Below are 19,686 nucleotides of genomic sequence, written 5' to 3' on the forward strand. Positions count from 1 at the left end.
TCAGTGACGTAGCATGGCGATGACCGGCGCTGTTTCGGGCAGAATTCCCCGCCATAGACGAAATGACTCCGCCGCCTGCTCAACCAGCATCCCAAGCCCATCCAGGGAACGCGCCGCGCGCTGTTGATAACCCCATGCCTGGAAGGCGGTGGCCTGATTGCCGTAGAGCATGTCATAGCACCAGCCGCCCTTGGCCAGTACGGTGTCGGGAATCAACGGCACCTCCCCGGCAAGTCCGGCAGCCGTACCGTTAATGATCAGGTCGAACTGCATACCCTCCAATTCGTCGAGACCGCAGCCGGCCACTTGGCCATAGGCGGCAGCACCGTTAGCCAGAGAATAGGCCTTGCTGGCGGTCCGGTTGGCGACGATTATCCGCTTTGGTCGCTGCTCCAGCAGAGGTCGGATTACACCTCGTACGGCGCCACCTGCACCCAGCATCAGTAGCCGTTTTCCTTCCAGGCGGAAGCCATGGTTGACGGTCAGGTCCCTCACCAACCCGGCGCCATCCGTGTTGTCTCCCTGGATTTGATTGTTCTCCAGCAGACTCAAGGTATTGACCGCGCCGGCTGTATGCGCCCTCGGACTCAGTTCATCCGCCAGGCGCCATGCTTCCTCCTTGAAAGGGACGGTGACATTGAGACCCAGGCCTCCCTCGGCGACAAAACGCCGTACATCAGCCGGAAAATCATCCATATTTCCCAGGATGCGGCCATATTCCACAGGCTCGCCGGTCTGTTCGGCGAATGCCCTGTGAATCTCGGGTGATTTGCTGTGTTCGATGGGATTACCGATTACTGCGTATTTATCCATGACGACCCGACGGTACTTGTTCTGTTGAATGATCAGCTCTACAGAAGACGAGCCCAAAACTCATTGCATCCACTCCGCCGCCTGCTTGGCGAAATAGGTGAGGATGCCGTCGCAACCGGCGCGTTTTATACACAATAGTGACTCCATCACCACCGCCTGTTCATCCAGCCATCCATGCTGCGATGCAGCCTTCAGCATCGCGTATTCGCCACTCACCTGGTATGCGAATGTGGGGACCTGGAAGGTCTCTTTGACGCGTCTGACGATATCCAGATAGGGCATGCCGGGTTTTACCATCACCATGTCGGCACCCTCCTGCAGATCCAGGGCCACCTCATGCAGGGCCTCGTCGCTGTTGGCCGGGTCCATCTGATAGCTGTACTTGTTGCCCCCGCCAAGATTGGCGGCTGAGCCGACGGCGTCGCGGAAGGGGCCATAGAAGCTGGAGGCATACTTGGCGGCATAGGCGAGGATGCGGGTATGGATGTAGCCACCCGTCTCCAGTTCATCCCGAATCGCACCGATACGCCCATCCATCATATCCGAGGGAGCGACTATATCGGCGCCGGCCTCAGCGTGGGATAGGGCTTGCTTGACCAGGACCTCTTTGGTTTCATCGTTCATCACATAGCCACTGGCGTCGATCAGACCGTCCTGCCCATGGGTGGTAAAGGGATCGAGGGCGACATCGGTAATCACGCCCAGGTCCGGCACCGCCTGTTTGATAGCCCGTACAGCCCGTTGCGCCAGCCCTTGAGGGTTATAGGCCTCCCGTGCATCTTCACTCTTGACGGATAGGGGGGTAACCGGAAATAGCGCCATCGCCGGGATGCCCAGTCCAGCGATCTGTTTCGCCTCTGCCAGCAACAGGTCGATGCTCATGCGTTCCACCCCGGGCATGGAGGGGACCGCCTCCCGGGCCCCCTCCCCCTCCAGAACGAATACCGGATAGATAAAGTCCGCGGGGCTTAGATGGGTCTCCCGCATCATTCGACGGGAGAAGTCGTCACGCCGCATGCGCCGCATGCGTGTGGTGGGAAAAGGTGATCGAGTGTTGTTGCTGGACATCACAAATTCTCTTTCGGTTTGGGCCAAACCCCTAAGATAACCTATCATGCACGCCCTGAACCACTCACCAATCAGTCAGCGTGCGAGTTATGAGCCAGAAAAAGCAGCTTTCGCCCTATATCTACGATGTCACGGAGGCGACCTATGAGGAGAAAGTCCTGAAGGCTTCGCGGCAGCAGCCGGTGGTGGTGGATTTCTGGGCTGAGTGGTGCGCTCCCTGTCTCTCCCTGGCGCCGGCGTTGGAGAGGGTAGTAAAAGAGCTGGAGGGGCTGGTCGTGCTGGCCAAGGTCGAGGTTGACGACAATATGCGCTTGGCCGGGCACTATCGCCTGCGTGGATTTCCCACCGTGATTCTGTTTGTCGATGGTGATGAAATAGGGCGCTTTCATGGATCCAGGGCCAGCCATTGGCTGAGGGAGTGGATCGAGGAGCATCTGGGGGACTACCTGGCTGGTGCGCACGAGGGCTGAAAGCCATAGTCCAGAGGCTGAATTTAATTCACAACTTGACACCCACGGAGTGGTTACAATCATTTTACCAATCAAGTAATTATATTGTTTTTCAATAAGTTACAAGCTTTCGGTCCGACTGGCTTGAAAGTGTGAAAAATCCCTCAAGTTTTCTCATCTCGCGCCGTAATAAAGGGTAATTGGTATTAATGGTTTCGATCCTCCTCCGGCGCTGAAATATAGCGCTTTAGGCCCACCCCTCCCCGGGTGGGCTTTTTTTCATCCCCGAATCACCCTGCCACTCACTGCTTCACGGATGGGTGTTGGACGCTCCAGGCCGCCGGTCTTGCCATGCAGGATCAGATCAATCCCATTGCCACAGCGTAAGTGAACCTCAAGGGGGTTGCGGGCTGGCGGATGCCTGCTGATATTGGCACTGGTCGAGACCAGGGGGGTCCCCGCTGCACCACATAGCGCCGCTGCGATGGGGTGGTCGGTAACCCGCACTGCCAGGGTGCTGTGCTCCCCAGTCAACCAGTAGGGTACATTGCGTGTCGCCGGGATGATCCAGGTTGCGGGGCCGGGCCAGCTCTCGCGAACCGGTTGCATGATCTCTTCTGACAGGCTGCCGATATAGGGGTAGAGGGATTCTATCTTGTCGGCGATCAGGATCAGTCCCTTAGCCATGGGCCTCTGCTTCAGCACCAGCAACCTGGACACCGCATCACGATCCAGGGGATGGCACCCCAGCCCATACACCGCTTCAGTGGGATAGGCCACCAGACCACCCCTGTGGATGATGTCGGCTGCCAGTCTGATCCGCCAAGGACGTAGATCTGTGTTATGTCGCAAAAATCCCACCTCAATCCCAACTGATACAAAATCATGGCATGATAACGGTTTCAGGTATATATATTGAATTAGGGCCTGTTAACACTAATCCAATGCACACTGTTGTGCCTGAAAAAGCGCCAATCAAGGCGCGAGGAGAGAAGTTTGGTCACTCCAAATGAACGACGAGCAACGCTGAGTGGCGCTTTTTCAGGCGCAACCCGAAGGGCTGGGGCTGTTTTTGCGCCCAGCGGCGTTATCATTCGCTCATGTAGCCGGGCTACACCACGCTCATTCTGCCTTGCTGGGCGCAAAAACAGTCCCAGCAGAGTGCATTGGATTAGTGTTAACAGGCCCTAAAGGCAGACAGATCGGAGAATCGCAAGGGTGTGGTATCGATTTATTGGCCTCTGTCTACTGGGTTTTGCAATCTGCTCCCAGGGAGTGGCACAGGTCTCACGTTACAATCCCGCTGAAAAGGGATGGCTGGCAGATCATCAGTATCTAAGGGCGGGTGTGGTTCCGATGACCCCCCCTATCCTCTATGTTGAAAGGTCCCAATCCAAGGGTTTGGTACCCGATTACCTGAGGGCGCTGGCCGATAAACTGGGTCTGCAGCTGCAGATACAACATTTCCCGGATCAGGAGGCGTTGCTGCTGGCTTTGCGTGAGGGTGTTGTGGATATGATCGGTGCGGCTGTTCAGACCCACCTCTCCCCCCCAGACCTCCACTTCACCCGTCCCTATCTGAACCTTCCCGCGGCCCTCTTCACCACCGACAGGATTGCCGATAAAGAGCTGACCGCGCTGGACGGCCTAGAGATATCGGTTGTCACCGGAAGTATCTGGGAAGAGGGGATACCCCACCTCCTGCCCTCCCTGAACGTCATGGCCTTCAACGATCTGGGTCAGGCACTGCAAGCGGTTATCGCTGACCGGGCCCAGGCCTACCTTGGCGATGCCGCAAGCGTTAACCATCTGCTCTCAACCACGGAGAATTATGCTGGAATGAAAGAGATGATGCGGCTTGATATGACGGTGGACGTAGCGGTAGCGACCCTTTACACGGAACCGGTGCTGCAGAGTCTGCTGCAAAAAGGCCTGGACAGGCTCAGTAGAGAGGATATGCATGATATCTGGTATCACTGGCAGGATGTTGAATCTCCAGTGAAGCAGGGAGGCGATGTTGTCACCCACATTTCATGGGGGCTGTTTCTGTTGCTATGGAGCCTGCTGCTGGCTTGGGTGGTGAGGCGGCATTCACAAAAGGCATTGGCTCATCATCGGAGTAAGACAAAGCGATCCATCAAGCGCCTGCGTCGTAGAGAGAATCTGCTGAAACAGAAGTTGATGAGTCTGAAACACAAGACCAAGCGCTATCGTTATCGTGCCAAGTCTTTACGTCAGCAGGTGGACTTTCTGAGTGAGGTGCTGCCCTCATGCGCGTGGAGTTGGGATCCGACCGATGAGAACTGCCAATGGGATGATGAGATGTATCTCATGGCAGGACAGGAGAGAGGGGAATTTACACCAGTTCCGGCGTCAATCCTGAATCTGGTCCATGAGCAGGACAGGAAACACGTGGCCCAGTTATTTGACCACGACAACCGGGATGAAATACGCATCACCTATCGGCTTCAACTGCCCGCTGGAGGGGAGAGAAGAGTGCTTGACTACAGTCACTACGTCCCCGGTGAATGTGAAGGTTCAGGCAAACGGGTGGGTATCTGTTGGGATGTGGATAACTATTTCAGGTCCGGTGGGGATCTGCTGCTCATTTCCAGCAAGATAGACCCCTCCATAGCGGTTGACTCGACCGATTAGTTAACAGTGTGAATTGTAAACCTGTAGGGTTATATGGCCTGAGCTGGCCGCCCCTGGGTTAGAATGCATGTTGCAAACAAGGTATTCGTGATTAAAATACTTTATATTCAATAACTTATATATTATTAATTGAGTTTTTGTATAGCCCGTCATTAAATTAACATAAGCACCTTTCTGTGTTTGTATTGTCACAATAACAGGTTGGAATTAGGGGAATAGGGAACCATGATCAGACTATCAGCCACACTTCTTCTTATATTTCTTTTTACCTTCAGTCTCTCCGCCGCAGCCAAGGTCACACCTTCAGAGCGGATCGAAGAGACTGTAAACCAGGTGTTGAAGGTGCTGAAGGATTCCTCCTTGGGCAGGCAGGATCGTCGCGACCAGGTGAAAGAGATCGTACGCAAGCGTTTCGATTATGAATCCATGTCCCAGGTCATCCTGGCAGCCAATTGGCGCAAGGCCTCGCAACCTCAGCGTGAGCAGTTCATCACCCTGTTTCGGGAGCTGTTGGAGCAGACCTACTTCTCAGCCATTGACACCTATAGCGATCAGTCAGTACGTATGGGCAGGGAGCGCACCAAAGGCAAGTTGGCAAATGTGCAGACCTTCATCGTGGCCGCAAACAAGGAGCTTGCGGTCAGCTACAAGATGAGGTTTCGCAATGATGACTGGTACGCCTATGATGTTGCGGTGGACGGGGTGAGTCTGGTGAGCAACTATCGCACCTCTTTCCGGAATCTGGTAAAGAGCAAGGGCATGGAGGGTCTGCTGGCGGAACTGGCGCAAAAGGTTGCATCTCTCAAGGCCAAGAACAAGAATAGTGAGCAGGCCCCCGCCACAGCTGAAAAGTAGGCCTGTCAGAGATTTGAGGAAGCAAGAATTAGGGCCTGTTAACACTAATCCAATGCACACTGTTGTGCCTGAAAAAGCGCCAATCAAGGCGCGAGGAGAGAAGTTTGGTCACTCCAAATGAACGACGAGCAACGCTGAGTGGCGCTTTTTCAGGCGCACCCCAAGGGCACTTCCTGCGGGGCGCAACCCGAAGGGCTGGGGCTGTTTTTGCGCCCAGCGGCGTTATCATTCGCTCATGTAGCCGGGCTACACCACGCTCATTCTGCCTTGCTGGGCGCAAAAACAGTCCCAGCAGAGTGCACCCCAAGGGCACTTCCTTCAGGGCGCATTGGATTAGTGTTAACAGGCCCTAAGCAGAGTTTTTTGATTCAACCACCGTTCCAACAATAAATCAGTGTCTTAGTCAGGATCACTGGAGGAGAGCACCTATGTACAACAACAAAGCACTAGCCCTGACCTTCGCGTTACTGTTATCGCTCAGTCCTGGGCTGTGGGCGGAAGAGGGGGAGAGCCAAGGCCAGGAAACAGCATCCCCAGGGGAGGAAACAGCCAGCACCCAGGATGTTGCTATGCAAACGGCAGCCGTTGAGGCCGAGGTATCCACCGAGTCCCCAGAATCACCAGCAGCGGAAACCGGGACAGGGGAGGCCGAAACTGCCGCAATGGCTAGTGAGGCCTCTGATGCAGAGTCCCTCTCGAGAGATGCTATGAGAGAACACTGGAAGGCCCGTGAGGAGCAGTATCAAGCCTTGAGAGAACGGGCCGAAGAGGCAGGTGTGATGCTGCCGGAGCGCCCCCCCTGGCGTTCGGAGATGGGGCAGATGATGCGCCCGAGCATGGAAGAGCGCATGGCCCATCGTAAAAAGATGATGGCCATGTCTGAAGAGGAGCGGGAGGCCTTTCGCCAGCAGCGCCATGAGGAGATGCGTGCCCGCGCCGAGGAGATGGGTATGGAGATGCCTGAAACCCCACCCTGGGTAGCCCGACAAAAGGCGATGCAAGAAGAGTGGGCCAAGCATCAGAAGGTGATCGAGGGAATGAGCGACGAAGAGCGTGCGGCTTGTCATGCCATGCACCGGCGCCATATGGGCATGCGGCACAGCGGTGGAATGGGACAGGGTTGTGGCATGGGCCATCAGGGTTGTGCCATGCGTCAGGGTGATTCTGCACCGAGAATGACCCCTGGGTATGGCCAAGGCTATGGTTATGGGCCAGGGCCGGTACCTTACCCACCACAAAACTTTTGGGACCCTAACCAGTAGGGTGTCTGGCCTCACCGCACGTCAGGTCAGCGGCGTTTGACCCTGACGGCGGTGATGGCGCGGGGTGAACCCTTCACGCCAGCTCTTTTGGCTTAAAGTTCCTTTCCGGCCAGCAAGCGTTCGGCTTGCTTTCGCGTCAGAAAACGCCAGGGACGCGGTATGAGTCCCGGTACACGTTGCTGGTAATAGCGATAGAGATCCCCATGCAACAGCAGCAGCTTGGTCTCCTCCAGGCGCGATCCCAAGACCAGGTAGGCTGTAATGATAAGGGCCGATATCAGGCGCGCTGGATCCATCTCCTGAGTCCATATCAGGACCAGCCCGAGGCTGTACCAGGGATGGCGTACGAAGCGGTGCAGCGGGGAGATATGCAGCTGCTCCTGGTCTTCAATATCCTGTTGCCGGCGTCGCAGTTGCAGGATGCCGAGAAAGGCTTTGCTGTCGTAGTAGCGCATCGACCAGATGAAGCCGGCGACGGCGAGGATCATCAATGCGTATGCCAGCCATGCCATGGCCCCCTGCCACTGCCACAGAGGATCGGAGCGGTAGAACCAGAGCATGGCGAGGGGCGGTAGGATCAGTAGCAGAGCCAGCAGATTGAAGAGCAGTCGGTACCAGGGCATGACTGCTGGCAGGTTTTGCGCGAGCATCCTTTTTACCCACAATGACGCAAGCAGGGAGTGAATCAGGAAATAGACCAACCAGACCAGGGCAAGCAGGATCAGCTCGGTTGTTGTCGGCATGGGATCTGTCCGCGCCTGTTATCAATTGAAACGGGCGACACAGGCCGCCCGTTTTGAGCCCGGTCAGTGATCGAACTTGCCCCGCTGCAGGCGTTGTGCCTCCATCAGTTCCAGCTCCCGGGAGCCGGAGATCACTATCTCGTGATCGGGCACGAAATCGAGATCGTGATTGAGACGATCATAGGGCACCGAGTTGAGGATCACCTTCATGGCGTTCAAGCGGGCCAGGTGTTTGTCGTTTGAGCGGATGATGGTCCAGGGCGCATGGGTGGTGTTTGTGTTCTTCAGCATCTCATATTTCTGATTGGTGAAGTCGTCCCACCGGTCCTGGGCCTGAACGTCGATCTCAGAGAGCTTCCACTGACGCAGGGCATCCGTCTTGCGTCGCGCGAAGCGTCTTGCCTGCTCCTCCTTGGTGACTGAGAAGTAGAGCTTAACCAGAATGGTGCCCTGTCGAACCAGGTCTTTCTCGAATCCCGGACAGCCGGTAATGAAGTCGTTATACTCCTCCTTGGAACAGAATCCGAAGATCGGTTCGACCACTGCACGGTTGTACCAGCTGCGATCGAACAGCACTATTTCACCACCGCGCGGAAATTGTGCGACATACTTCTGAAAAAACCACTGGGTCTTCTGTTCATCGGTGGGTTTGCCCAGGGCAACCACCCGATAATGCTTCTCGTTCATATAGCGGGTAACCCGACGTATGGTGCCGCCCTTGCCCGCGGCATCGCGCCCTTCGAAGAGGATGATCATGCGGGTCCCGGTCTTCTCCAGGTACTGCTGCAGACGAATCAGCTCAGCCTGGTAGGGCTTTAGCTCCTCCTCCCTTTTGTATCGTCGAATCGCCTTTTTGTCGTCTTTTTTCTCTTGCGCAATCTGCTGTTTGACGCGCTCGTAGTCGCTCAACAGTTCGTCGAGCCTGACAGGCTGTTCATCGATTAAGATCGTTTCAGGGTTTTTGTTGTCTTCGCTCATATTGCCCCCTTCTTGCAAAGCTGCATTGCCAATCTGATATTTTATGCTTTTTGGTCGTTTAATGTTGCTATTTTTCCAATGATGAGGGCATCACTAAAAGTGATAGGCCGATTCGATCATAGGACGGGTGAGTATACCTTGGATGCGCCAGTAGTGGTCCTCATCGTACCACTCGATATAGAGTGCATCCGCCTGGCTGTTGTCCAATAATTCCAGCGCCTCCTGTAGGGTTGCCTGCATGCGTAGCGGGGCCAGTTCATAGCGGGTGGCCGGCAGTGAAAGCAGGTCGAACTCCTCCTCCCCTCGCTGTTCCAGGATGCGCAGCAGATCCACTGCCGGCATCAGTGCCATCTGATCCTGTTCCCCCTTGATCACTATCCACTCAGGATTCTTATCGAGCAGCAGTCTTGCCGCATCACGATGTAATTGAGGTTGTACCTGGGCAAGGTTTCGGTTCATAAAGCTTGCCGCACCGATACGGCGCAAGGATTGCATCACCGGATCGGTATGGTAGTTGAGGCCCGTGGCTTCCAGCAGGGTGTGAAACATCGATGATTTACCGAACAGCTCGCTGTTGACCAGGCTGGCGATGACGATGGCAAGCATCCCCGGCATGATGATCTCAGGATTGTGGGTCAGTTCGATGATGGCGGTCAATGCGGCCAGGGGCGCCTGCAGGGCGGCCCCCATCACCGCCCCCATACCGATCAATGCATAGACTCCGGGGTCGGATACCTGGCCCTCAAATATCATACCGGGCAGGGGAGCGATAACACCGCCAACCGCGGCGCCAATAAAAAGGGCGGGTCCGATGGTGCCGCCGGGTATACCCAAACCTATACTGACCGCGGTTGCCACAATTTTCATCACAACCAGGGTCAGTATCAGGTAATACCCCAGCTCACCGAGCAGGATCTGGTTGACCGTGTCATAACCGATCCCCATCACCTGGGGAACCGCAAGGGCAATCAGGCCGATCAACACGCCGGCAGCGGCGTTACGCATCCAAAATGTCATGTTCTGGGTCTTGTCTGAGATCAACTGGATCAGGCTGACATAGGCCGCCGAGGCCACACCGGCCGCCAGGCCAAGCAGCAGGATGAAAATCAGCTCATGCAGGGAGCCCAATTCAATGATTGCGGTATCGAATACCCGTTCACCATCGAAAATGATCAGCGAGAGACTGTTGGCGCTGACAGCGGCGAGCATGATCGGAATGAAGCTGACCAGGGTGTACTCCATCATCACCACTTCCAATGCAAAGATGACTCCTGCCAGTGGGGTATCGAAGGAGGCGGAGATGCCGGCCGCGGTACCGCAACCGACCAGGGTGCGAATGCTGTTATTGGGCAGTGATAGGTATTGTCCCAGCAGGGAGCCGCTGGCGGCACCGAGAAACACATGGGGGCCTTCCCGACCGACCGAGTGACCGCTGATGATGGCGATGGCGGCGCCGAAAAACTGCAGCATAAAACCACGCAGGGAGATATGGCCCTGGTGGTAGATCAGACGTTCCATCACCCTTGGAATACCCAGTACATGCAGGCCCTTGGCAAAACGAAGAAAGATAAATCCGAGCAGCAGACCGCCGAGGATGGGCAATACAACGCGTATCAAGGGGTGCAGGGCTTCATAATTCTCCACCTCCCCGCCGGGCAGAAAGCTGGCCTGGGTCGATTCGACCAGGAGGCGGAAGAGTATGATGACAATCCCCGTAACGAAGCCGCAGATCAATCCTAAAACGGATAGAATCACCAGCGCATCGTGACGCGAGAGTTGCAGACGCAGTCGGTCTAACCAGTTGATAATCCCTGCAAAGGGCACGATTGGGATACCTGTCGTTTAGCGTTTATTGATGTGAACCTTGGGTGTCCATCCGCCACCGTCAGGTGATATGCTGGCCTACACCTGAGGGTGATTGTTGGTCGACGTCCTGAATTCGCATCCCTGAGTAGATCGGGCTTATGTGCTGTCCCTATCGCCGGCGAGGGATGACTCACTGGCGTCTACGCAGGTTGTGGTTGTCTCTGGATGGGCACTTTGTAATAGTCGGTTAATATACTTGAGCAGTAGCGGTATGTCAGCAAATCGAATGGTTCTGGATAATCAGGCGGCCTACCGAACGGGTACAGAAATCGAACTCATGCAACAGCTGCTGAGCTTCAGTGGCTCGAAGGTCCTGGAGTTAGGCTGCGGCAGTGCCTGGATTACCCGTCAATTGGCACAGGCACATCCCGATTGTCATTTTATTGCCACTGAGGTCGATGCTGTTCAGCATGAGAAGAATCTGCACGACCCGGTGACCAATGTCAGCTTTCGCCTGGAAGGGGCGCAATCGATCAGTGAACCTGATCAGAGTGTGGATGTGGTGATGATGCTGAAATCACTCCACCATGTACCCGAGTCGGTCATGCCCGATGCGATGAGTGAGGTTGCCAGGGTGCTCAAACCTGGCGGTAGGGCCTATTTTTCAGAGCCTGTCTATGCGGGTGAATTCAATGCATTGATGAGCCTGGTGCATGACGAGAAACGGGTCAGAGAGATCGCCTTCAAGGCGATTCGGTCTTTGTCCGAGAGGGATGATATGGACCTGCTGGGTCAGCATTTCCTGAATGTGCCCGGCAGATATGACTCCTGGGAGGTGTTTGAATCCCGTTTTCTGAAAGTCACCCATACCAAGCTGCAGATCGACCCGCAGCGCTATGCCAAGATCAGGGCGGCATTCATGGAACATCTGGGCCCCCGGGGTGCGGAGTTTCTCAAGCCGCACCGGATCGACCTGCTGTGCAGGAAGCATATTAGTTAATTGGGATATACTCTGGTTTGCCGATTGCAAGCAGGCCGATTCCCTGCTTTAATGAGAATCATTAACATTTAAAGGTTTGTGGATCGTTTGTGGCCTCCGACAGCACCATTACAGAGGAATTGATCTCCCTGGCCAGGCTGCCGGTGGGACGTCGTGCCAGGATCAAGCGCATCATGGGTGGCAGGCATCTGGTCCACAGACTACTGAGTTTAGGATTGAGAATGGGCTCTGAAATCGAGTTGATACAACGACGCGGTGCCGGCGTGGTGGTGGCCAACCAGGGCGCCAGGGTGGCGCTCGGGGCGGGGGTCGCCGAGAAGTTGTTGATGCTGCCACTCGATCTTGAAGAAGCAAACAAGCGGGCCTAGGTGTAGTCGTGGCCTGTCATGAAGAGAGCTCTCCGGAGTCTGCACCCTCACAGCATCCCCTGACCATCGCCCTGGCGGGCAATCCCAATTGCGGTAAGACCGCCCTGTTCAATAGCCTCACCGGGATTCGTCAGCGTACCGGGAACTGGCCGGGGGTGACGGTAGACAGGAAGGAGGGGCGCTTCAGCATCGACAGCACCGAGGTGAGTGTGGTCGACCTGCCCGGGATCTACTCCCTGGATGCCACCTCCCTGGATGAGAAGGTGACCCGGGACTATCTCCTCTCCGGGGATGCGGATCTCATTGTCAACATCGTGGATGCCTCCAATCTGGAGCGGAATCTCTATTTCTCCGTTCAGATGCTGGAGATGGGGGTGCCGCTGCTGCTGGCCCTGAACATGATGGATGTGGCACGCAAGCGCGGTATCGATATCGATATCCAACGTCTCAGTCAGGACCTGGGGTGTCCCGTGGTACCCATAGTAGCAGTGAGTGGCGAAGGTGTTACCAAGCTGAAGGCCGCGATTCAGGATCTGGCCGCCGGTGAAGTGAGCGGCGGATTCGCCCTGGCCCAGGATGAAGTGGTGGAACAGGCGATCACGGCCATGGAGCCTGAGCTTCGCCAGGCCGGGCAAAAGAGCCACTTGCAACGGCGCTGGCTGCTGCTGAAGATGCTGGAGGGTGACCGCTTTGCTCTCGATTATGCGGAAGAGGCATTGCAGACCCGGGTCCACCAGTGGCAGGAGGTGATCGAGGATCGTGTTGACGAGGACCCGGATATCCATATTGCGGATACCCGTTACGGCCATGCCCATGCCATCTCCCAGAATGTGACCCAACTGCCTGGCCGGGTTGAGAAGACCATGAGTGATCGTATCGACAAGGTGGTATTGAGCCGCCTCTTCGGGATACCGGTGTTCCTCGCCGTGATGTACCTGATGTTCATGTTCGCGATCAATATCGGTGGCGCCTTCATCGATCTCTTCGACGGTATCGCAGGCGCCATCTTCGTCGACGGTTTCGGCCAGGTGTTGGGATCACTGGGGGTTGCGGACTGGTTGATCGTGCTGCTGGCCGACGGTGCCGGCGGCGGTATTCAGGTGGTGGCCACCTTCATACCCATCATCACTGCCCTCTATCTTTTCCTCTCGGTGGTGGAGGACTCCGGCTATATGGCCAGGGCCGCCTTTGTCATGGATCGCTTCATGCGTTCCATAGGACTACCGGGCAAGGCGTTCGTGCCGATGATCGTCGGCTTTGGTTGTAACGTGCCGGCGGTGATGGCGACCCGTACCCTGGAGAGTGAGAGAGAACGAAAACTGACCATCCTGATGAATCCCTTCATGTCCTGTGGTGCCCGGTTGCCGGTGTATGTGCTGTTTGCCGCCGCCTTCTTTCCGGCGAATGGGCAGAACCTGGTCTTCGGCCTCTATCTCATCGGCATCGTGGTGGCGATTCTCACTGGGATGATCATGAAGAAGACCCTGCTCTCCGGTGAGAGCGCGGGATTCATGATGGAGCTGCCCCACTACCATATGCCTACCATCAGGGGGGTCATGTTGCGTACCTGGGACAGGGTCAAGCTGTTCATCAAGGAGGCGGGGAAGGTGATCGTATTGATGGTGCTGGTGATCAATACCTTGAATTCGATCGGTACCGATGGCAGCTTCGGCAATGAAGATACCGAGCACTCGGTGCTCAGCAGCATCAGTAAAGCGATAACACCTGTGCTGGGCCCGATGGGCATAGATGAGGACAACTGGCCTGCCACGGTGGGTGTCTTCACCGGTATTCTGGCCAAGGAGACGGTAGTGGGCACCCTCGATGCCCTCTATACCCATCTCGCCAACGAGGAGGCAGGTATCTCAGCCGATGATCAGCCCTTCGATTTCTGGCAGGCGGTCTCCAGTGCCCTGGTGACTGTGCCGGAAAATCTCCTCGGGGTGAAGGATCTTCTCACCGATCCCCTGGCCATGGATGTGGGTGACATCAGCAGCGCTGCCGCAGCAGCAGAGGAGCAGGAGGTCAATGTCGGGGTCTTCGGCGCCATGGCCGCACGTTTCGATGGTCAGGCCGGGGCCTTTGCCTATCTGCTGTTCATATTGCTCTACTCCCCCTGTGTGGCCACTATCGGTGCCATCCGGCGTGAGGCAGGCCCACGCTGGGCGGCCTTCGTGGTCGCCTGGTCCACCGGCATCGCCTTCATCAGTGCAAGTCTCTTCTATCAGTTGGCGACCTATGCCGATCATCCGCAAAGCGCATTTGTTTGGATCATCGGTCTGCTGGTATTGCTGGTGGCGATTATCGGTGGCTTGAGATACTGGTCGCTACGCTCGCAACAGTTGATTTCCGAGGTGGGGGCCTGAACCTGCAATGATGCTGACCACGATCAGGGACTATCTATCCAAACGCGGCCAGGCGACCCTGGCCGATATCGCATTGCATGTGGATGCGGATCCCGATGCGGTGAGGGGTATGCTGCAACAGTGGGTACGTAAGGGCAGGGTCGAACAACGCAAGGTTGAGGCCAATTGCGGCACCAGTTGCACCCGTTGTGATCCGGCTGCCATGGAACTCTATGTCTGGATCGAACGCCTGAACAGGCATTGAGCCGCTGAGGCTTCTGCCAGCTTTCCCATGTGGTCCCATCCCCCTCTAATCGGGACAGGCTACTTTTTCAGCTTGATGACCAGGCTGTTGATATTGTTGTCCTTGGCGAGGCGCCTGACAGCATTCAAGCGGGACTGGCTCCGATAGGGGCCGCTGCGGACACGATGATAGGTGTCCCGGTTGTTGATGCTTACCTTCTGGATCTCCGCCTCTATCCCGATCAATGCGAGCTTTGCCTTGCGTCGGTCCGCATCCTGATGCTTCCTGAATGAGCCCATCTGCAGGATATAACTGCCTGACTCCCTTTTGCTTGGGGTGGCGGCCTCCTTGGGTATCTTTCTATCACTGACACCCTCCGGAGTGACAATCTCTTCATCCGGTATCACCACCTCCATTTCGGGCAGGATGGTGTAAAACTCAAAGGTGGGTTTAGGTGCGTTCGACTGCTCCTGCTTGATGGCGTCTGGCCGGGGTTTGGGGACGCCTGGCACCGTGTTGCTGGAGAGGCCGGGTCCGAGTCTCAACCAGGCCAGCCCCGTCAGGAAGGCGCCGATGACAATACCGCCGAACAGGTAGATCAGGCAGTTTCCACTGCTTTGGCGTTTGTTCTTTTTTTTCTGAGCGCGGTGCTTGTAGTCAGCCATGATGTCACATCTTTTCCGGTGCAGAGACGCCAAGCAGATTCAAACCGTTGCGTACAACCTGTCGGGTTGCCAGGATCAGCTGTAACCGGGAGTCCCGCAGGGCAGTGTCTGAGATCAGGAATTTGTGGGCGTTGTAGTAGGTGTGGAAATCGTTGGCCAGTTCACGCAGATAGTGGGTCAGCTGGTGAGGCTCTTCGTGCAGCGCCGCTGCCTCAACGATCTCCGGATATTTGGCGAGGCTGGTGATCAATGCCTGCTCATGGGGTTCGTTCAACAAGCCGTAGTCGACCACGGAAGGATCACTTTCGAATGGAATCGATTGCTCGCTTGCCTGCTGAAATACACTGCAGATACGGGCATGGGCATATTGCACATAGTAGACAGGATTGTCATTCGACTGGGACTTGGCCAGATCGAGATCGAAATCCATGTGTTGTTCGCATTTGCGCATCACATAGAAGAAGCGGGCCGCATCCGCGCCCACCTCCTTGCGCAGCTCCCGCAGGGTGACGAACTGACCGGAGCGGGTGGACATGGGGACCTTTTCACCGTTGCGATAGAGGATCGCGAACTGCACCAGTAACACATCCAGTTTGGAGGCGTCGTCACCCAATGCCTGCAGGGCCGCCTTGACCCGCGGTACATAGCCATGGTGGTCGGCGCCCCAGACATCGATGACCCGCTCGAAACCGCGTTCCAATTTATCCATGTGATAGGCGATATCGGATGCGAAATAGGTCGTCTGACCGTTATCGCGTATCACTACTCGATCCTTTTCATCCCCATAGTCAGTGGAGCGAAACCAGACTGCGCCATCCTTGTCATAGAGGTGACCGCTGCTGCGCAGGCGCTTGACGGCACGGGTGACAGCGCCACTCTGCGTGAGACTGCGCTCGGAATACCACTCCTCATAGTTGACACCGAACAGCCCCAGGTCATCACGGATGTCGTCGAGAATGGTGTTGAGTGCCAACTCGAAGACAAAACGGTAGCGGTTATCCCCCAACAGTTGCTTGGCGCGCTCGATCAGATCATCGATATGCGCCTCCTTGTCGCCCCCGGCGGGTTCATCTGCAGCAACCCCGGTAAAAACCGTTTCCACGTCATGCTTGTAGGCCTCGCCATGGTCACGGTGAAGTGTGGCGGCGATATCCCACACATAGTCCCCCCGGTATCCGTTGGCGGGGAAGGTCAGGTTCTCGTCACACAGCTCCAGGTAGCGCAGCCAGACCGATGTTGCCAGGATATCCATCTGGCGGCCTGCATCGTTGACATAGTATTCACGATGCACATCGTAGCCGACGGCCTGCAGCAGATCGGCCACCACCGAGCCGTAGGCGGCTCCCCGGCCGTGTCCCACGTGAAGCGGGCCGGTCGGGTTGGCGGAGACGAATTCCACCTGGATGCGCTTACCCTCACCCAGGTCACTGCGCCCGTAACCCTGGCCCAGTTTGATGATGGTGGGTATCAGGCTGTGATAGGCGGTCGCGGTCAGGGTGAAATTGATAAATCCTGGGCCGGCGATATCGCAGCGTTCGAGCAGATCGGACGCGGGCAGGGCGTCGACTATCTTCTGCGCCAGTTCCCGGGGATTGGTACGCGCAGGCTTGGCCAGCACCATCGCTATATTGGTGGCGAAATCCCCATGTTGGCTGTCCCGGGTGCGCTCAATCTTGGGCGGAGTCCCCGTCTCCGGGGGAATCAACCCGTCCAAGGTCAGCTGTTTCAGTGCTGCTGTAACCAGTTGCTCGATCTGCTTCTTCATCGTGTCTGTGGATTTGCCGGTTTCAAGGGCGGCAAGGATATCAGGAATCGGGCTGTTCAGGGGAGTGGGGTGTCTAAAAATCCGTCAGAAATGGTTCATTTCCCAGTCATGCGGTTGTCATTCCCGGTTTCTACACTTGCCGGTAATTATGAATACCAAGGAAAAAGAGATCATGTCTGTCGAGAGACGCTACAGTAAACGCTACCCCATGCAAGGGGAAGTCTATATTCGCTATCGCAAGCAGCAGGTATTTCCAGCGAATGCAGCCAACTGCTCCATGCAGGGGATTTTTCTTCACACCCGGAGTCTGACCATGTTGTCGGGTGCGATGGTCGAGCTGGAGTTTTTTTATGGCGGTCGGCATTGGACGGTCATGGGAATTGTCACCCACACCCAGTCAGACGGTGTCGGCATCATGTTCTGGCGGCCACAACCCGAACTCTTCGATGCGGTGATCGCTGCCGCAACCCGTAACCAGCCAGTGGGTCAACCAGGGGCCGTGGTCAGCGAGGCAGTGGTTTAGCCGCCAGCGCGGCAGTTCTGCCCCAGCGGCCCCTGAAATGAATATCCCTGTGGAATTGGGGATTGTCATCGTTGTGTAACAAATCTCCTGTTTAATGGCTGCCTTCATACACACTATGGACACAGCGATGACAGTCCCGAGAATACTTGCTGTTGATGATGAACCTGCCGTCGGTGAGATGCTGCGGTTTATTTTAGAGCAGGATGGGTTTCAGGCAGATTTCGTCGAAGATGCGACCCAAGCCATCAATCAGATACGCAAATCCAAGCCTGATCTGATTCTACTCGACTGGATGTTGCCTGGCATGAGCGGCCTGGAACTGGCTGGCAGGTTGAAGAAGGATCGGGAGACGGCTTCCATCCCGATTATCATGCTCACCGCCAAAGGCGAAGAGAATGACAAGGTTCGCGGCCTGGATATCGGCGCCGAGGATTATGTCACCAAGCCCTTCTCCGCCAGGGAACTGTTGGCGAGGATCCGCTCTATTCTGCGACGTGTGTCGCCCCTGCTTGCCGGGGATCTGCTCGAGTGCGCTGGTCTTGCCCTCGATCCGGTGAGCCACAGGGTCACCTCTGACGGTGAGGCTGTCGAACTGGGTCCCACCGAGTTTCGCCTGTTGCACTTCTTTATGTCCCATCGGGAGAGGGTGTTCACCCGGGGGCAGATGCTGGATCAGGTCTGGGGCACGAATGTTTACATCGAGGAGCGTACGGTGGATGTGCATATCCGGCGTCTGCGCAAGGCCCTGGAACCGACCGCTAAGGATACGCTGTTACAGACTGTACGCGGTGCCGGGTATCGATTCTCGGACAAAGTCTGAAACCCTTACTGGTACAGAGATCGTCGTATCCAGTTCTCCCCGTGGTCAGGATAGCTGAAGGGCTATTGTGGAAGACATTACTCTCTCCGTCGTTTTTGTAATAAAACCGTAATATTAATCTCATTTTCTATTCATCTTAACGGCCTATCCTCTAGCGCCTGAATACATCATCACGCCAGTTTTTACTTATTGGTTCTCTACGAAGGAGAGATTGAAACATGAAAAAGCTGATATCAGCAGCGGTTGCACTTTCATTGACCGGTTTCGTCGGCATGGCCTCTGCACGGGATTACATCAGTGTGGTCGGTTCCTCTACCGTCTACCCTTTTGCAACCGTGGTCGCCGAGCAATTTGGTAAGACATCCAAGTTCAAGACCCCCAAGATTGAGTCCACTGGTTCCGGCGGTGGTTTGAAGCTGTTCTGCGCTGGCGTCGGCGTTGAGCATCCCGATATCACCAATGCCTCGCGTCGCATCAAAAAGTCCGAGGTTGAGCGTTGTGCGAAAAACGGTATCAACGACATCATCGAGGTGAAGGTGGGTTACGACGGTATCGCTCTGGCCAACTCCAAGGCCGCCCCTCTCTTCTCTGTCTCGCGTAAGGACATCTTCCTGGCGCTGGCCAAAGAGGTTCCGGATCCCAAGGATCCCAGCAGCGGCAAGCTGGTAGCCAACCCTTACAATACCTGGAAAGAGGTCAACAAAGACCTGCCCGATATGGCTATCGAAGTCCTGGGTCCTCCTCCCACATCCGGTACCCGTGACGCCTTCGCCGAGCTGGCGATGGAGGGCGGCTGCAAGAAGATCGACTGGATCAAGGCGATGAAGAAGAAAGACAAGAAGATGTATAAGTCGGTCTGCCACACCGTGCGCGAAGACGGCAAGTACATCGAGGCCGGCGAGAACGACAACCTGATCGTGCAGAAGCTGGAAGCAAACAAGGGCGCCCTGGGTGTCTTCGGTTACAGCTTCCTGGATCAGAACTCCGACAAGGTTCAGGGTTCTCTGGTTGACGGCGTCGCGCCTACCTTCGAGCTGATCGCCGACGGTAGCTATCCCGTTTCACGTCCGCTCTACTTCTATGTGAAGAAGGCGCACATGGGCAAGATCCCCGGTATCGAGAACTATCTGACTGAGTTCACCAGCGACAAGGCCTGGGGTGATGACGGTTATCTGGCCGACAAGGGCCTGATCCCGATGCCGACGGAAGAGCGTAAGGCCTTCAAGAGTGACGTTGAGTCCAAGACCTCTCTGAAACTCTAGTCCACGCTTTATGTGCTGAAGGAGCGGCTGTCCCCCTTATCCGGGACAGCCGCTTTTTTTCCTGG

The 19,686-nt window shown here is 56.0% G+C and carries 19 protein-coding genes; 11 read left to right on the forward strand and 8 right to left on the reverse strand.

Annotation, left to right across the window (positions count from 1 at the left end):
* Entirely contained in the window at positions 1 to 813 is an 813-nt protein-coding gene (gene aroE, locus R2K28_RS00715) for a shikimate dehydrogenase (RefSeq protein ID WP_316369804.1), read from the reverse strand.
* Between the two features lie 60 nt (positions 814 to 873).
* Positions 874 to 1,881 carry a porphobilinogen synthase gene (gene hemB / locus R2K28_RS00720; protein WP_316367523.1) on the reverse strand — a complete coding sequence of 336 codons (1,008 nt, stop codon included), beginning with the start codon at positions 1,879 to 1,881 and terminating at the stop codon, positions 874 to 876.
* Between the two features lie 89 nt (positions 1,882 to 1,970).
* Between hemB and R2K28_RS00725 the strand changes: the two genes are divergently transcribed.
* On the forward strand, positions 1,971 to 2,351 hold the full coding sequence (locus R2K28_RS00725; RefSeq protein ID WP_316367524.1) for a thioredoxin family protein: 381 nt from the start codon (positions 1,971 to 1,973) through the stop codon (positions 2,349 to 2,351).
* A gap of 258 nt (positions 2,352 to 2,609) precedes the next feature.
* Here R2K28_RS00725 and R2K28_RS00730 read toward each other — a convergent pair whose 3' ends face one another.
* A complete protein-coding gene (locus tag R2K28_RS00730) occupies positions 2,610 to 3,191 on the reverse strand; it encodes an L-threonylcarbamoyladenylate synthase (protein WP_442871414.1) in 582 nt (193 codons plus the stop codon).
* Between the two features lie 357 nt (positions 3,192 to 3,548).
* Between R2K28_RS00730 and R2K28_RS00735 the strand changes: the two genes are divergently transcribed.
* From R2K28_RS00735 to R2K28_RS00745, 3 genes are all read left to right on the forward strand, one after another.
* Positions 3,549 to 4,985 carry a transporter substrate-binding domain-containing protein gene (locus R2K28_RS00735; protein ID WP_316367526.1) on the forward strand — a complete coding sequence of 479 codons (1,437 nt, stop codon included), beginning with the start codon at positions 3,549 to 3,551 and terminating at the stop codon, positions 4,983 to 4,985.
* A gap of 225 nt (positions 4,986 to 5,210) precedes the next feature.
* Entirely contained in the window at positions 5,211 to 5,840 is a 630-nt protein-coding gene (locus tag R2K28_RS00740) for an MlaC/ttg2D family ABC transporter substrate-binding protein (protein ID WP_316367527.1), read from the forward strand.
* Between the two features lie 428 nt (positions 5,841 to 6,268).
* Positions 6,269 to 7,102 (forward strand): hypothetical protein, encoded by an 834-nt coding sequence (locus R2K28_RS00745; protein ID WP_316367528.1) that lies wholly within the window; start codon positions 6,269 to 6,271, stop codon positions 7,100 to 7,102.
* Between the two features lie 92 nt (positions 7,103 to 7,194).
* On the opposite strand, the gene R2K28_RS00750 is transcribed toward R2K28_RS00745, so the two are convergent.
* The 3 genes from R2K28_RS00750 to R2K28_RS00760 form a co-directional block, all read right to left on the reverse strand.
* Positions 7,195 to 7,845, reverse strand: coding sequence for a methyltransferase family protein (locus R2K28_RS00750; protein ID WP_316367529.1), 651 nt, complete (start codon positions 7,843 to 7,845; stop codon positions 7,195 to 7,197).
* A 63-nt stretch (positions 7,846 to 7,908) separates the two neighbouring features.
* Positions 7,909 to 8,823: a polyphosphate kinase 2 gene (gene ppk2, locus R2K28_RS00755; protein ID WP_316367530.1), complete on the reverse strand. Its 915-nt coding sequence runs from the start codon at positions 8,821 to 8,823 to the stop codon at positions 7,909 to 7,911.
* A gap of 93 nt (positions 8,824 to 8,916) precedes the next feature.
* Positions 8,917 to 10,647 (reverse strand): chloride channel protein, encoded by a 1,731-nt coding sequence (locus R2K28_RS00760; protein WP_316367531.1) that lies wholly within the window; start codon positions 10,645 to 10,647, stop codon positions 8,917 to 8,919.
* Positions 10,648 to 10,900: 253 nt separating this feature from the next.
* Between R2K28_RS00760 and R2K28_RS00765 the strand changes: the two genes are divergently transcribed.
* The 4 genes from R2K28_RS00765 (at position 10,901) to R2K28_RS00780 (ending at position 14,607) form a co-directional block, all read left to right on the forward strand.
* Positions 10,901 to 11,629 carry a class I SAM-dependent methyltransferase gene (locus R2K28_RS00765; RefSeq protein WP_316367532.1) on the forward strand — a complete coding sequence of 243 codons (729 nt, stop codon included), beginning with the start codon at positions 10,901 to 10,903 and terminating at the stop codon, positions 11,627 to 11,629.
* 89 nt (positions 11,630 to 11,718) lie between these two features.
* On the forward strand, positions 11,719 to 11,997 hold the full coding sequence (locus R2K28_RS00770) for a FeoA family protein (protein WP_316367533.1): 279 nt from the start codon (positions 11,719 to 11,721) through the stop codon (positions 11,995 to 11,997).
* Positions 11,998 to 12,005: 8 nt separating this feature from the next.
* On the forward strand, positions 12,006 to 14,363 hold the full coding sequence (gene feoB / locus R2K28_RS00775) for a Fe(2+) transporter permease subunit FeoB (RefSeq protein WP_316367534.1): 2,358 nt from the start codon (positions 12,006 to 12,008) through the stop codon (positions 14,361 to 14,363).
* Between the two features lie 7 nt (positions 14,364 to 14,370).
* On the forward strand, positions 14,371 to 14,607 hold the full coding sequence (locus tag R2K28_RS00780; RefSeq protein ID WP_316367535.1) for a FeoC-like transcriptional regulator: 237 nt from the start codon (positions 14,371 to 14,373) through the stop codon (positions 14,605 to 14,607).
* A gap of 59 nt (positions 14,608 to 14,666) precedes the next feature.
* Here the strand turns inward: R2K28_RS00780 and R2K28_RS00785 are convergent, their stop codons facing one another.
* Together R2K28_RS00785 and argS are read right to left on the reverse strand one after the other, a co-directional pair.
* Complete coding sequence (locus R2K28_RS00785) at positions 14,667 to 15,251, reverse strand: SPOR domain-containing protein (protein ID WP_316367536.1); 585 nt, start codon at positions 15,249 to 15,251, stop codon at positions 14,667 to 14,669.
* A 4-nt stretch (positions 15,252 to 15,255) separates the two neighbouring features.
* Positions 15,256 to 17,016, reverse strand: a complete 1,761-nt coding sequence (argS, locus tag R2K28_RS00790) for an arginine--tRNA ligase (RefSeq protein ID WP_316367537.1) — start codon at positions 17,014 to 17,016, stop codon at positions 15,256 to 15,258.
* Between the two features lie 148 nt (positions 17,017 to 17,164).
* On the opposite strand from argS, the gene R2K28_RS00795 reads away from it, so the two are divergent.
* From R2K28_RS00795 to R2K28_RS00805, 3 genes are all read left to right on the forward strand, one after another.
* A complete protein-coding gene (locus R2K28_RS00795; RefSeq protein WP_316367538.1) occupies positions 17,165 to 17,539 on the forward strand; it encodes a PilZ domain-containing protein in 375 nt (124 codons plus the stop codon).
* Between the two features lie 127 nt (positions 17,540 to 17,666).
* Positions 17,667 to 18,359 carry a phosphate regulon transcriptional regulator PhoB gene (gene phoB / locus R2K28_RS00800; RefSeq protein ID WP_316367539.1) on the forward strand — a complete coding sequence of 231 codons (693 nt, stop codon included), beginning with the start codon at positions 17,667 to 17,669 and terminating at the stop codon, positions 18,357 to 18,359.
* A 218-nt stretch (positions 18,360 to 18,577) separates the two neighbouring features.
* Entirely contained in the window at positions 18,578 to 19,621 is a 1,044-nt protein-coding gene (locus R2K28_RS00805) for a PstS family phosphate ABC transporter substrate-binding protein (RefSeq protein ID WP_316367540.1), read from the forward strand.
* Positions 19,622 to 19,686: the final 65 nt, after the last annotated feature.

It is taken from the genome of Candidatus Thiodiazotropha sp. CDECU1, from assembly GCF_963455295.1.
GTDB lineage: Bacteria > Pseudomonadota > Gammaproteobacteria > Chromatiales > Chromatiaceae > Thiodiazotropha.